Source organism: Microcystis sp. M44BS1 (assembly GCF_020244875.1).
GTDB classification, from domain to species: Bacteria; Cyanobacteriota; Cyanobacteriia; order Cyanobacteriales; family Microcystaceae; genus Microcystis; species Microcystis panniformis.
This window is the reverse complement of record NZ_JADBVM010000249.1, coordinates 1-14265: the sequence shown is the minus strand read 5'-3', so window position 1 is coordinate 14265 and position 14265 is coordinate 1. Positions and strand designations below refer to the sequence as shown.

The 14265-nt window shown below is 37.5% G+C and carries 9 protein-coding genes; all 9 read right to left on the bottom strand.

Annotated elements, in window-relative coordinates; all coding sequences use genetic code 11:
- Positions 1–2097: non-ribosomal peptide synthetase (locus IM515_RS19610; protein WP_287629118.1), on the bottom strand; the 2097-nt coding region annotated here is incomplete at its 3' end.
- Between the two features lie 76 nt (positions 2098–2173).
- Positions 2174–2950 carry an SDR family NAD(P)-dependent oxidoreductase gene (locus IM515_RS19605; RefSeq protein ID WP_002788508.1) on the bottom strand — a complete coding sequence of 259 codons (777 nt, stop codon included), beginning with the start codon at positions 2948–2950 and terminating at the stop codon, positions 2174–2176.
- Between the two features lie 55 nt (positions 2951–3005).
- On the bottom strand, positions 3006–6284 hold the full coding sequence (locus IM515_RS19600) for a non-ribosomal peptide synthetase (RefSeq protein ID WP_287629117.1): 3279 nt from the start codon (positions 6282–6284) through the stop codon (positions 3006–3008).
- 99 nt (positions 6285–6383) lie between these two features.
- On the bottom strand, positions 6384–6755 hold the full coding sequence (locus tag IM515_RS19595) for a capsular polysaccharide biosynthesis protein (RefSeq protein ID WP_287629116.1): 372 nt from the start codon (positions 6753–6755) through the stop codon (positions 6384–6386).
- A gap of 38 nt (positions 6756–6793) precedes the next feature.
- Positions 6794–7594, bottom strand: a complete 801-nt coding sequence (locus IM515_RS19590) for an SDR family oxidoreductase (protein WP_287629115.1) — start codon at positions 7592–7594, stop codon at positions 6794–6796.
- Positions 7595–7642: 48 nt separating this feature from the next.
- Positions 7643–8269 carry a cupin domain-containing protein gene (locus IM515_RS19585; protein WP_287629114.1) on the bottom strand — a complete coding sequence of 209 codons (627 nt, stop codon included), beginning with the start codon at positions 8267–8269 and terminating at the stop codon, positions 7643–7645.
- A 96-nt stretch (positions 8270–8365) separates the two neighbouring features.
- Positions 8366–8998, bottom strand: coding sequence for a LysR family transcriptional regulator (locus IM515_RS19580; RefSeq protein ID WP_287629113.1), 633 nt, complete (start codon positions 8996–8998; stop codon positions 8366–8368).
- Positions 8992–10035 (bottom strand): type 2 isopentenyl-diphosphate Delta-isomerase, encoded by a 1044-nt coding sequence (fni, locus tag IM515_RS19575; protein WP_287629112.1) that lies wholly within the window; start codon positions 10033–10035, stop codon positions 8992–8994. Before fni ends, IM515_RS19580 begins: the two co-directional genes overlap by 7 nt.
- 39 nt (positions 10036–10074) lie before the next feature.
- On the bottom strand, positions 10075–14265 hold a 4191-nt coding region (locus IM515_RS19570), incomplete at its 5' end, for a non-ribosomal peptide synthetase (protein WP_287698142.1).

Below are 14265 nucleotides of genomic sequence, written 5' to 3'. Positions count from 1 at the left end.
TTCTTCGGCAGCGACATCAAAGCCAAAGGAAGCAAACTGTAAAACGCGATCAGATTCTGTTAAACCGAATACTTCACTAATGCCCCAACTATGATTAACTAAGGCTGCGTGAGTTAACATCACTCCTTTAGGTTTACCTGTTGAACCAGATGTATATAACACGCATAGTAGATTTTCTGGGACTACTTCACTGAGGGGATTTTCTCGACTTTGAACTGTCAATATCTCCGCTAATTTATCTAAGACAATTACCCCCACATCTTCTGCTGGTAAAGAATCGAGTAAACTTTCTTGAGTTAGCAGTAGAGAAATTTGGGCATCTTCTGCCATATAAGTCAACCGTTGCTGAGGATAATCTGGGTCTAAAGGTATATAGGCTCCCCCAGCTTTGAGAACTGCTAATAATCCGACAATAACTAACAGTGACCGCTCTAGATAAATGCCGACTAAAACTTCTGAATCTACCCCCAAAGATTGGAGATAATGAGCTAATTGATTGGCACGATGATTTAAGTCTTGATAGGTGACTTTTTCATTTTCCCATTCTATTGCGATCGCATTCGGGCTTTTTAAAACTTGATGTTCAAATAATTCATGAATACAAACCTTTGGATGTTCAGCAATATTAGTCTGATTCCATTGAGCTAATAACTTTTGTTCTGACAACGGTAAAATAGGTAATAATTCAATCGATTGTTCAGGATTAACTGCAATTCCTTCTAACAAGGTTTGAAAGTGGGTAATCATGCGTTCAATCGTGTCTTGATTAAACAACGCGCAATTATAATCAAAAGAGCCGACTAAACCCTCCGCCGTTTCTTGCATGGCTAAGGTTAAATCAAATTGAGCAATTAAAGCATTCATCGTAACGGGAGTTAATTTTAAATCCGCCATCGAAAAATGATTAATGTGCAGCATATCTTCCCAAGAAAACATCACTTGAAATAAAGGACTATAACTTATATTTCGTTCAGGATTTACCACTTCCACCACCTTTTCTAAGGGTAAATCTTGATGTTCATAAGCTTCTAAAAATACTTGTTTAACTTGATTTAATAAAGCTTGAAATGAGAGATTTTCTTTAAACTGAGTCCGAATGGGTAAGGTATTAACAAAGCAACCAATTAAGGGTTCAATTTCAGGAAACTGTCGATTGCCACTGGGAATCCCAATCACAATATCTTCTTGACGGCTATAGCGATATAATAAAACATTAAACGCCGTTAACAGCGTCATATTCAAAGTAGCGGTTGACGTTTGGCTAATATTTTTCAGGTGTTGGCTTAATTCTGGACTTAGTTTAAATGTACAATTATTGCCTTTAAACGTTTGTATGGGAGGACGAGGATGATCAGTGGGAATTTCTAATAAGGGTGGAATTCCGGTTAATTGTTGTTGCCAATAATTAACTTCCTGGGTGAGTTTATCTCCTTGTAACTGTTGTCTTTGCCAAACGGCAAAATCACCATATTGAATAGGTAAATCGGGTAAAGGATTAGATTGTTTTTGTAAAAAAGCTTCATATAAACGAGAAAGTTCTTGTAGTAAAACTTTCATTGACCAGCCATCAAAAATAGAATGGTGTAAACTCAAAAATAAAAGATAAGAGTCAGCTTTTAATTTAACCAAAAAAGTCCGCATTAAAGGAGCTTGGGTTAAGTCAAAGGGAGTATAAATTTCTTGTTCGGTTAATCGCTCTAATTCTTGGGTTTGTTCCCTAGAAGATAAGGACTGTAAATCCACTAAAGGCAAATTTAACTGAATTTTCGGTTTAATAATTTGTCGGGGAATTTCGTCAACTTCTTGAAAACAAGTTCGCAACAATTCATGACGTTGCATAATAGTTTCTAAAGCTTTTCTAAAGATATCAATATCCAAATTCCCTTCAATTTGAAAGCGAAACGCCATATTATAGGTATAGCCGTTAGCTTCTAATTGGTACAAAAACCAAAGTCGTTCTTGAGAAAAAGAAAGCGGTACAAGTTGAGATGGATTCCTAGAAGGTATCGTATTTGTTTTTACACCGATTCCTTTTTTTTGTAGTAACAGCTTGAGTAATTTCTGTTTGTCTTGAGAGTTATGGTTCATTTTTGACATGGGTTAAATAGGATTAATTCAGTGAAGGTTGGTTTAATGGATATAAATCAACCTAAAAATTGTTTAATTATTGATGCTAAATAGCAGTATAACCTCCATCTACCATTAAAATTGCTCCAGTTACATAAGAGGAAGCTGCGGACGCTAAAAACACGACAGGGCCAATTAACTCTTCTAAATCTCCGGTTCGTTTCATGGGAATTCTAGTATATAATTCGTCCATTTCATCGGAAGTTGAACGTAAACCTTCTGTTCCTTCCATCATATTATTCATATACCCCGGTGCAAAAGCATTGACTCGAATTTTGTGACTAGCTAATTCGACCGCTAGGGATTTTACTAATTGATTGACACCACCTTTTGCGGCGCTATATGCTCCTGAAGATTTGGGAACAGCAACGAAAGCACAGATAGAAGAATTCATAATAATTGATCCCTTTGTTCCTTGTTTGATCATTTGTTTGGTTGCGAGTTGAGCGCAATTAAAATAACCTTTTAAGTCAACATTAATAACCTGATCCCATTCAAATTCCTCTAATTCATCAGTGTTTTTGAGAATTTCAACCCCTGCATTACAGACCATAATATCGAGTTGACCATAATGAGCAACCGCCTGGTTAATTAAATTCTGACAAGCTTGACGTTGACGAACATCGGTCTCAATTGCGATGGCCTCACCTCCTGCTTCTTGAAGCAGTTGAACCGTTTGTTCAGCACCAACTTGATTAATATCACCAATTACCACCTTAGCTCCAGCTTGTGCTAACCCTTGCGCTAATACCCGACCAATTCCTCGGGCAGCACCCGTGATAATTGCAACTTTACCTGTTAAATCAAAGAGATGATTTGTCATTTTTTTCCTTCAGTTTAAATCAATGTCCATTATAGAAAGATTAAGTCATTTAGGTTCAGCTTTGAGATAATAAAGCTTGAACTTCTTCTGGTGAAAGTTGAGAAATTTCTTGAACTGTTACGGCAATTTCATTTAGTAACCCTTCATTCCCCACTAATTCAATCATGACTTGAGTTAATTGGCTGATAGTTGAGTGATTAAAAAGTTGACGCACAGAAACTTCAATTTCTAAGGTTTGACGGATTTTACTAATCAGTTGAATCGCTTTTAAAGAATGCCCACCTAACAGAAAGAAATCGTCTTCAATCCCAACTCGTTCGACTTCTAAAATTTCTGCCCAAATTCCTGCTAAAACTTCTTCAATTGCAGTTCGAGGAGCGACATAATTTTGAGTTAACGATAAGGGTTTTTTATCGGGTATTGGTAAGACTTTTCGATTAACTTTACCGTTAGGACTGAGTTGAAAAGATTCCATCATAACAAAAGCAGAGGGAATCATATAGTCGGGTAGCCAGTTTTCAAGAAAATGACGTAATTCAACTTGGTTTATGGTTTCACCTAGACGGGGAATAAAATAAGCGGCTAAATATTTTTCTCTAGCTGTTTCTCCCTGAACTGTAGCAACAGCTTGGGCAATTTGAGGATGTTGATTTAAAATAGTTTCTACTTCCCCTAATTCAATTCTATAACCTCTAACTTTGACCCCATCATCAATTCTTCCTAAATATTCAATGTCTCCATTAGGTAAATAACGAGCTAAATCTCCAGTTTTATACAACAATGAATTATCGCTAAAGGGATTAGGAATAAATTTTTCTTGGGTTAATTGGGGATTGTTAAAATAACCCCGCGCTAAACCGCCACCCGCAACATATAACTCGCCAGTGACTCCGATGGGTAAGGGTTGAAGATGGGAATTTAAAATATAAACTTGCACATTAATTGCGGGTTTACCAATGGGAATATACTTCGGCCAAAGGTCAGGATTATGGTCAAAGGTATAACTGGTAACGATATCTGCTTCTGTGGGTCCATAATAATTGTAAAGGGTACAATGTTCGAGTTTTTTGAATGCAGAAATCATCGTTGGAGTAATTTGTAATTGCTCTCCAGCTGAAATAATTTCACGCAAGTTAGCAAATAAGTAGGTTTCCTCACTATAGGTTTCAATTAATTGTTGTAACAAAGTAACGGGCAAAATCGCTTTATGAATGGGGTGATTTGCTAACAATTGACTCAATTTAGCCAGGTCTAAGCGAGAATCTTCTGGAACAATAAATAAGCTTCCCCCTAAACACAAAGCGGCAAAGATTTCGTGATAGCTGACATCGAAATTAAAGGGAGCAAATTGTAAGAAATTCCTTGCGGATGACATTTTTACTTGATGATGCTCAATAATACTCGTTAAGGATTGATGCAGGATCATAATCCCTTTGGGTACACCCGTAGATCCTGAACTATAAATAATATAAGCCAAATCCTTTAAACTCACGGGTTTGTCAAGATTAGTCTTGGGTTCTAAGGCAATTTCTGACCCTTGTTCATCCAATAAAATCCGTTGAGAAATGGTTTCACTGTTTAAGAGAGATTGACAATCTTTTTGGGTTAATAAGGTTTTGATTTGGGTGTCTTGTAGGATGTAAGAAAGTCTTTCTTGAGGATAGTTTGGGTCTAGGGGAACACAAACACCGCCTACTTTTAACACCGCTAAAATGGCAATTACCATATTAACAGACCGTTCTAAACAAATCCCCACTAAAGATTGAGAACTCACCCCAATTTTTCGTAAATAATGAGCCAATTGATTAGCGTATTCATTCAGTTCTTGGTAGGTTAATTGTTGCTCTTGAAAAACAACGGCAATGGCTGAAGTAGTTTTGAGAGTTTGTTGCTCAAATAATTCATGAACGCACTGTTTTAGGGGAGTTTTTGGTGCAGTTTGATTCCATTCAATTAATAATAGTTTACGTTCAGCTTCCGTTAATAAAGTTAAGTCTTGAATCCGACTATGGGGATTAATGGTGATTCCTTCTAATAAGGTTTTAAAATGACCTAACATCCTTTCAATGGTGTCATTTTCAAATCGTTCTTGAGGATAAATAATTTTAATACTTAAGGCTTCTCCAGGGGTGACAATCACCGTTAAGGGGTAATCAGCATTGCCATAATCTTGCATTTCACCGACTTGTAAACCGCCTAAATTCTCACTATCATTGTCGCTAAAGGGTAAATTTTCAAAGACAACAAAACTTTCAAAAACTGAATGAGGAGCAGGAATTTCACTCCATTTTTGAATATCAATTAGAGAACTATAACTATATTGCTCTCGTTCTAAATGCTCTTGTTGTAATTGTTGAAACCAAGTTAATAATTCAAGTTGAGGCTCAATTTGGATGCGAACGGGTAAGGTATTTAAAAACATCCCCACCATCGATTCAATCCCTGTAAAATTGGGCGGTCGTCCCGAAACTGTTGCCCCAAATACAATATCAGATTCACTACTATAATGATGCAATAATAAAGCCCAAGCTCCTTGAATGAAGGTAGAAAGAGTAAGGCGATATTCTTGGGCGAGTAATTTCAGACGACTGGTAATTTCTGGAGAAAGTTTTGATTTTTGATCAAGATAATTTTTACTTTGATTAACAAGAGGATTTAACGGTTTATCAACTACTAATGGGGTCGGAGAGGTAAAACCTTGAAGATTTTGTCGCCAAAAGCGTTCGGACTGAGTTTGATCTTGCTGTTGTACCCAATTAATATAGTCTTGGTAAGGGCGAGGTGTCGGTAAATTGACGGGTTGATGGTTGATGAGTCCAGCGTAAAACTCGAAAACTTCTTTCAACAGAATTGCTGTTGACCAACCATCTAATAAAATATGATGTCCAGTATTAATAAATTCATATTTTTGATCTTCGACTTGAATTAAATGACATCGAAGTAAGGGGATTTTATCTAATTCAAAATATTGCTCTTTATCAGAGGTTAATAATTTCTGAAATTTAGTTTCTTGTTCGGCGGGAGAATGCGATCGCCAATCATAATTAAACCAAGGCAAGGTGACATTTTTTCTAACTATTTGTAAAGGCTGTTTGGTTTTTTTCCAAGCAAAACAAGTCCGTAAAACACTATGTCTATCTACTACTTTTTGCCAAGCTTGTTGGAACGCATTAATATCTAAATTGCCTTGCAAGGTGATTTGAATTTGTGATAAATACGTCTTTGATTCTGGATTATATAAAGAATGAAATAGCATCCCCTGCTGCATGGTAGAAAGGGGATAAATGGATTCAATATCTTTTTTACTAACCTTAGATTGTTGAGGTGTGACCATTGTTTTTACCAATAGATTAAATAAAAATGTGCGTGAGTTTCTTGAATCAAACTTAGAACGAATTACCTTTAAGGCTCTTCTAGGTTCTGTGTGATAAGTTTAACTTACAATATGATTGATCGATCTTTGTGTCCTCTGTGTCTCTGTGGTTTCTTCCACCCCCTCGCTAGTAGGATTAATTTTATCCCAAATTTTGGCAACAATTTCTGGGTTTAAATTATGAACATGATACACCGCTTTTCCTGCAAAAGTTTTTTTAATGGCAAGATAAGAATTAGCAGAACCAACTTTACCCATTTGATAAACTAGGATCACCGGAGTTTGTTGAATCTCCTGTTTAAATTTGCGTTGCAGCCTCCAAATATTAAAATTATTAATAATACTGGAAAAAATGGGAGAGTTACGAGTATCTTTAGTCGGATAATAGGGAACAAATTTGTCTAACATTTGAGATTTAGATTGGCTATTCATGAACCTTGTGGTTGTGGATTTTTACTTGATGGATAAGTTTAAAATGCTGACGAGGATAAACCCCCATCGAGGGGAATAGTAATTCCCGTTATATAACTCGCACATTCTGAAGCTAAAAATACAACGAGATTAGCAAATTCTTCAGTCGTACCAATTCGATTCATGGGAATTGTTTTTAGAATTCTTTCTCGGATTAAATCTGGGGTAGTTCCCTCCTTTTTGGCATAAATTTCTAAATATTCTCGATGTCTAGGGGTGTCAATAATGCCGGGGTTAACACTATTAATTAAAACATTATAGGGGGCGGTTTGTCTAGCTACTGATTTAGTAAAATTCATTAAAGCTGCATTGACAACACCAGATTTAACTAAACGAGGGGATGGCTCTTTTCCCGATGTGCCAATGATATTAACAATTCTTCCCCAATGTTGTTTTTTCATAATCGGTAATACTAAATTGGTTAAGCGAATATAACCGATTAATTTTCCTTGAAAAACGTTTAACCAATCTTCATCGGAAAGGTTTTCAATTAAATTTTCAGCAAAGTTAGCTCCTTCAGAATTATTGACTAAAATGTCAATTTTGCCGTATTGATTTAAAGAGTCCTGTATTAATTGTTCAGAATCTTGAGCTTGATGGACATCAGCCACTAAACGCAGAATTTGTTGGGCAGGATAAGCTTGAGCCAGAGATTGATAAGCTTGTTCTAATCGTTGGGAATTGCGACCACAAATAATTAAGTGACAGCCTTCTTCTGCTAATTTTTCAGCAATGGTAAACCCAATTCCAGCACTACTTCCCGTAATCAAAGCCACTTTATCTTTTAATCCTAAATCCATAAACTTTCTCCTAGCATTTTGTGGTTAAACTTAAAATTCTAAAACGAACTAAATTAAAATTTTAATCAAATTAATATCTTGATTTGATGAATTATATCCCTTTTTTAAAACTTTTGAAGGAGCATAATAAATTTGACCATATTCTAAACACTGTTCTTCATTTTCTATGAAAATTTCTAATTTTCCATTCAAAATAAATCCGATTTCTTCTTGCTCACCTTGATGTGGGGGAATGGAATAACCAGAAGGTATTTTCATCATCACGATTTCAAACCAAGAACCCTTAACCGATTGACAAGGTAAATGAGTGATTTTATCTTGGTTGTTTGATAGGGTTAATACAACGTCTTCTGAAGGTAAAGAAGAGGTAATCCGTTTAAGATCAAATCCAATCATCGGTTCTGACAAAGGATTAAAAGCACCATGAGGAATATTGCCATCAGCTATATAAACATCTTGCAAAGGTCTTAAGGGTTTAATCACATCTTTAATATACAGTTCTAGTTCTCCTGAGAATACCATGCCAATTTGACTTTCAGGATGTTGGTGGGATTCAAGTTTAGCATTAGGAGCTATAACGTATAACTGAAAAATGGTGTCTTGGCATTGAAAAACCTCTAATTCTACATGAGGATTGAGTTTAATAGGTTTGGGAATTGGGAAAAATTCAGACATGATTTTAGGGGACGGGTTCAAAATGAAATTGAGAGGTTAAATTTCAATTATTTTTATGTGATGAAGGCAACTATTTTGAGCGGATAGGGAGCTTTTTTAGGTATGCACAGGTAAATAAATATTTTGAATCATGGTGTTTTCCTTTTTGTGAAATAAAGACCAACTCATCTCAATTTTACCATATTGTGAAATAAATTCTAAATCATATTCTCGGAGGGCATTTTCATTGGTAATGGCTAAATCTGCCAACCCCTGTTGAACGTGAATAGCGGCAACACTGGTAGAATTAACCAATGTGATTTTAATATTGTTTTGATTCAAGTCGCCAGGTAATAAATAGGGAAGTAAAGGAAGAGGAGCGGGATGAGTAACCAGGGTACAATTTTCTAAAACGATTTCTTCATTTTTTCGCTTGGCTAATCCGTAAACGGGTGTGGGATAGGTGAAGATAAAACCTAGTTTAAAACTCGGTTCCATGTAGAAATCATTAATTCTTTCATAGGCATGGGGTACTAACGCCAAATCTATCTGATTGTCGAGTAAAGATTCTTTTAAATCTGTAAAGCTATCAAATAAATGACTACTAACCGAAATCTGTTGTAATTTCCATTGAGAAATTAGATAATTTAAGGTTTGTTCGCTGCTGGTTTCTTTGGGACCCAAAGTGCCAACGCTTAAAGTTTTGACATCAAGCTGGGGATAATACAATTCCATTGAAAACTTTAACATGGTTTTAAGGCTCCTGAATGTTTAAGGGCGGATAAATTAGGATTTCCGGTACAAAATAAAACAATTTCAAGTTCAGCAATTAAAAATTTTACTAACTCATCAACGGCGGCTTCTGATTCAATCGCTGCTACGAGAAACGGTCGAGCTAACCCTCCTAAATCGGCTCCTAGAGCGATAGATTTGGCAAGATCTAAGCCATTTTTTAAGCCTCCAGAAGCAATTAAAGGAATGGTTGAATTGAGGGACCGAATGGCGGTAATACATTCAGCCGTAGGCAAACCCCAATCGGCAAAAACTTGTCCGAGATGCCTTTGTCTGTTGTCTTTGGCTCTTTGACTTTCGACTTTAGCCCAGGATGTGCCACCGGCCCCCGCCACATCAATTGCGGCGACTCCGGCTTCAATTAATTGTTTGGCCATCGGCGCAGAGATGCCATTTCCGACTTCCTTGGCGATGACGGGAACGGGCAATTGAACGCAAATTTGCTGAATTTTAGCGAGTAACCCTTTAAAATTAGAATCGCCTTCCGATTGCACCCATTCTTGTAAAGGATTGAGATGCAAAATTAAGGCATCAGCTTCTAATAATTCCACCAGTTTTAAACAGTCTTCTAAACCGCAGCCGTAATTTAACTGTACAGCCCCTAAATTCGCTAACAGGAGAATATCTGGCGCCAGAGAACGGACTGCAAAGGTCGGCGCTAATTCCGGTTGTTCGAGTGCAATGCGTTGAGAACCCACCCCCATCCCTAAACCATAACGTTGAGCGACCGTTGCCAATCGAGTATTGACTAAATGGGCTAATTCCGTTCCTCCGGTCATGGAAGAGATGAGAATTGGAGCTTTTAAAGATTTCCCCAAAAAGGTTGTCCCCAGTTCAATATCGCTGCGGTCAAGTTCAGGAAGACAACAATGGGTAAAACGATATTTTTCTAAACCGCTTGTAAGTTGTTGAAATTCTACATCTTCTTCGATACAAACTCGCAGATGTTCGCTTTTACGATTTTCAATTTCACTGGGAAGATTAGGAGGTGACATAGTTGTTATCAAGCATAAGGGGTAAACATTAAGTTGAGGTTAAAAATCGAGTTCTGAAAGCAGTTCATCTAGTTCTACCTGATTAAGATCCGCATCGGGAAAATCCGATGGAGTATAGCCTCCTTCTACCGATAAACAATGGTTAATCAGGCTTTCTAAAGAATCTCGATAGGCAGCGGCTAAATTTTTGATCGTTGTTTGGTGATGAAAATTCTCACTATATTGCCATTCTATATCAAGTTGCCCATCAACCACAATTCCATGAATCGCAATTAAATGGGAACGTTGTCCCAAAGGACTATGAATGGAACCACTGGATGCTTGAGATAATTTCCAGCCTATCTCGCCGATTTGATGGCTGGTAAATTGACCTAAATAATTAAAGCTAATTTGAGCTTTTGGATAGTTTTTTAACGGGGATTGAATTGTTAAATCTGAGTTGAGATAATATCCAATTCCATAATCAAATCCTCGATTCGGAATTGGTCTTAATTGCTCTTTAATGGACTTGAGACATTCGCCTGGATGGTGAAGATTTTCTAAGGTCAAAAATACGGGAAAAATACTGGTAAACCAACCCACAGTTCGAGATAAATTCACGGATTCAATTACATTCTCTCTTTCATGACCTTCCATGTCAAGCAAAAGCTTATAATTTCCTGTCCAACGACCAAAAGCTTGGACTAAAGCGGTCAACAGAATATCATTAATTTGGGTGTTATAAGCTTGCGGAACCTCCTGTAAGAGTAAGCGGGTTTGTTCTTCGTTTAAGGTGAAAGAAACCGTTTTGGCATGGGCAACAATGTTAGATTGTGTATCCCCCTGAATATCTACAGGAAGAGGAAAAACCGATGAAAAATCACGGTTTAGCCAATACTTGAATTGAGCGTAAAACTCTGGGGTTTTAGCATAGTTTTGCAGTTCCTCAGCCCAAGTTTTAAAAGAACTGGTTTTAGGAGGAAGTTGCAGAGGCTTTTGGTTTTCTAATTGCTGGTAAATCGTAACGAAATCTTCGAGGATAATCCGCCAAGAAATTCCATCTACTGCTAAATGATGAATGATAATTAATATTTTTCCACTCTCACCAAAGGCGAAGAAAACCACCGCCATTAAGGGTCCTTCCTCTAAGTTGAGTAACCGTTGTTGAACCTCAGAAATTTCTGCCATCTTGGTCAATTGTTCATGGTAAGATAGATGGGATAAATCCACCTTTTCAAAAGCAAAATTATTGCAATCATCGCTGTGATTTTGTTGCCATTGTTCTCCTTGTTGCACAAACCGTAACCGCAGCGCATCATGGTGATAGAGTATTTTAGAAATAGTTTGTTTTAATAAATCTGGTTGTAGATTATTGGGAACTTCTAACAAGATAGATTGATTAAAGTGATGACGTTCGGTCCAGTTTTGTTCAAAAAACCATTTTTGAATCGGAGTTAATGGGACTTCACCTGTAACTAATCCCTGGTCAATTTCAGTGATAGCAGTTGTCTGAGCTACGGTGGCTAATTGAGCGATAGTTTGATGACTAAATAATTGTTTAGGAGTAATTTGTAATCCGGCTTGATTAGCTTGAGCAATAATTTGAATGGCTAAGATAGAATCTCCTCCCAATTCAAAAAAGTTATCGTTAATACTAATAGTTTTAAGTCCTAAAACCCTTTGCCAAATTTCAGCGAGAATGCGTTCTGCTTCTGTACCCGGAATGAAATTGATGGCGGCTTCATCCTCTAATTCTAGTGCAGGTTGTGGGAGAGCGCGACGATCAATTTTACCATTAGGAGTTAGGGGAAAAGCGTCCAACAAAACGAAGAAAGCAGGAACCATATATTGGGGTAACTTTTCTTGCAAAAATAGACGCAATTGAGAAACAGTTAAGTTTTGAGAGGCAATCACATAAGCACATAAACGCTTAACACCGGGTTGATCTTCTCTGGCAATAATAATCGCTTCTTTAACTTGGGGATGTTGATTGAGAATGGTTTCAATTTCCCCTAATTCGATTCTAAAACCTCTAATCTTAACTTGATTGTCAATGCGACCCACAAATTCAATTTGTCCGTCGTTTCCATAACGAACTAAATCACCGGTTTTGTAAAGGCGATCACTGAGTTTTTGACTAAAAGAATTAGCAATAAATTTAGAATCGGTTAACTCTGGACGGTTGAGATATCCTTTAGCTAATCCAACGCTGGCAAGATGTAATTCCCCAGGAACACCAATAGGAACGGGTTGGAGATAGCGATCAAGAATATAGATTTTGGTGTTGGCGATCGGACGACCAATGGGCAGCATATCCATGTCTTCAAAGCATTGTGCAACTGTAGCACAGACAGTGGATTCCGTTGGCCCGTAAGCATTAAAAAAACGCCGTCCACTAGCCCATTGAATAACCAAAGAAGGAGGGCAGGGTTCTCCCGCAACAATGATATTCTGCAATGCTGGCAAGTTCTCACTGGACAGAGCGGTGAGTGCTGATGGCACAAGAGTCAAATGGGTAATCTCCTGCTCTTGTAACAGTTCCAGTAAAGGTTGTCCTGGTTGTAGTTCTTCCCGCGTTCCCAGATAAAGCCTTGCCCCCGCACAAAGAGCCATGACAATTTCCCAAATAGAAGCATCAAAGCTAATGGATGCAAACTGAAGGACACAACTATCTGGCTGCACGTTAAATAGCTTGATTTGTGCTTGGGATAGATTACACAATCCTCGATGAGCAACGAGAACTCCTTTCGGCTTTCCGGTTGAGCCAGAAGTGTAAATGACATAAGCTAAGTTCTCTGGTGTTAGGCTAGTGATAGGGTAACTTTTACTTTCGGTAGAGATTTCTTTCCAATCGGAATCTAAGCAAATTACTTGTGCTTGATGCTGTGGTAACGAGGTGACCAGTTTTTCCTCAGTCAATAGAACTGCTAGTTGCGAATCATCGAGCATATAAGCGATACGCTCAGATGGATAAGTAGGGTCTATGGGAACATAAGCGCCAGCTGCTTTCAGGATACCTAAAATCCCTACTATCATTTCAAGGGAAGGTTCGATACAGATGCCCACCAGTGTTTCTGGTTTTACCCCCAAGGTTTGTAAATAGTTGGCTAATTGGTTCGCCTTGCTGTTTAGTTCTCGGTAGGTTAGCTGTTCGCCTTTAAAAATTAGTGCTATGGCATCTGGTGTTTGTTCTACCCACGCTTCAAATAGTTGATGAATACATAGATTTTGAGGATAGTCTTGTTGAGTTTGATTCCAATCTACTAATAATTGCTGTTTTTCCGATTCAGTTAGTAAAGGTAATTCCCCGATGGTTTGCTGAGGATTGGCTACAATCCCCTTTAATAAAGTTTGGAAATGACCCACCATGCGGTTAATTCTTTCAGGAGTAAATAGGTCGCTATCATATTCCCAAAAACCTTCTAAATAAGCTCCTTTTTCGGTTTCTATTTCTTCTAAAACTAAGCTGAGATCAAATTTAATTCTCTGGTTTTCAACGGCTAAATATTGAGCCTTTAAATCAGGTAATTCTAAAGCATTGAGGGGGACATTTTGCAGCGCAAACATGACCTGAAATAAGGGATTATAACTTAAACTTCGTTCTATTTCTAACCCATCAACCACTTGCTCAAAGGGTACATCTTGATTGGCATAAGCTTCTAAAACAACATTGCGAGCTTGCTGTAATAATCCCGAAAAAGTCGGATTTCCTTCTAGGGAATTCCGCAGCACTAAAGTATTGACAAAAAAACCAATCAAAGGTTCAATTTCTTGTCGGTTTCGGTTGGCGGTGGGTGTCCCGATTAAAATATCATCTTGACCACTATAACGGAAGAGTAAAGTGTTTAAAGCAGCCAGTAAGGTCATAAATAAAGTCACCCCCGACTTTTGGCTCAAAAGTTTCAGTTTTTCTGTGAGTTCTGAGTCAATTTGAAACGAGATACTATGACCTCGAAAATTGGGAGTAGCTGGACGGGGTTTATCGGTTGGAAGTTCTAATAAAGGAGGAGCAGCCGTTAATTGTTTTTTCCAATAATTTAACTGATTTTCTAAGATTTCACCTTGTAACCATTGTCTTTGCCATACCGCAAAATCCGCATATTGTATGGTTAATTCGGGTAAATCTACGGTTGAATTAGATAAAAATGCTTGATAAAATTCAGATAATTCTTTAAATAAAATGCCCTTTGACCAACCATCGATAATAATATGATGGAAAACGTTAACTAAAATATAATTTTCATACCCCAG

Coding starts and splice junctions, on each gene's coding strand:
- IM515_RS19605 (WP_002788508.1), bottom strand. CDS start 2,950: ATGACAAATCATCTCTTTGATTTAACAGGTAAAGTTGCAATTATCACG.
- IM515_RS19600 (WP_287629117.1), bottom strand. CDS start 6,284: ATGGTCACACCTCAACAATCTAAGGTTAGTAAAAAAGATATTGAATCC.
- IM515_RS19595 (WP_287629116.1), bottom strand. CDS start 6,755: ATGAATAGCCAATCTAAATCTCAAATGTTAGACAAATTTGTTCCCTAT.
- IM515_RS19590 (WP_287629115.1), bottom strand. CDS start 7,594: ATGGATTTAGGATTAAAAGATAAAGTGGCTTTGATTACGGGAAGTAGT.
- IM515_RS19585 (WP_287629114.1), bottom strand. CDS start 8,269: ATGTCTGAATTTTTCCCAATTCCCAAACCTATTAAACTCAATCCTCAT.
- IM515_RS19580 (WP_287629113.1), bottom strand. CDS start 8,998: ATGTTAAAGTTTTCAATGGAATTGTATTATCCCCAGCTTGATGTCAAA.
- fni (WP_287629112.1), bottom strand. CDS start 10,035: ATGTCACCTCCTAATCTTCCCAGTGAAATTGAAAATCGTAAAAGCGAA.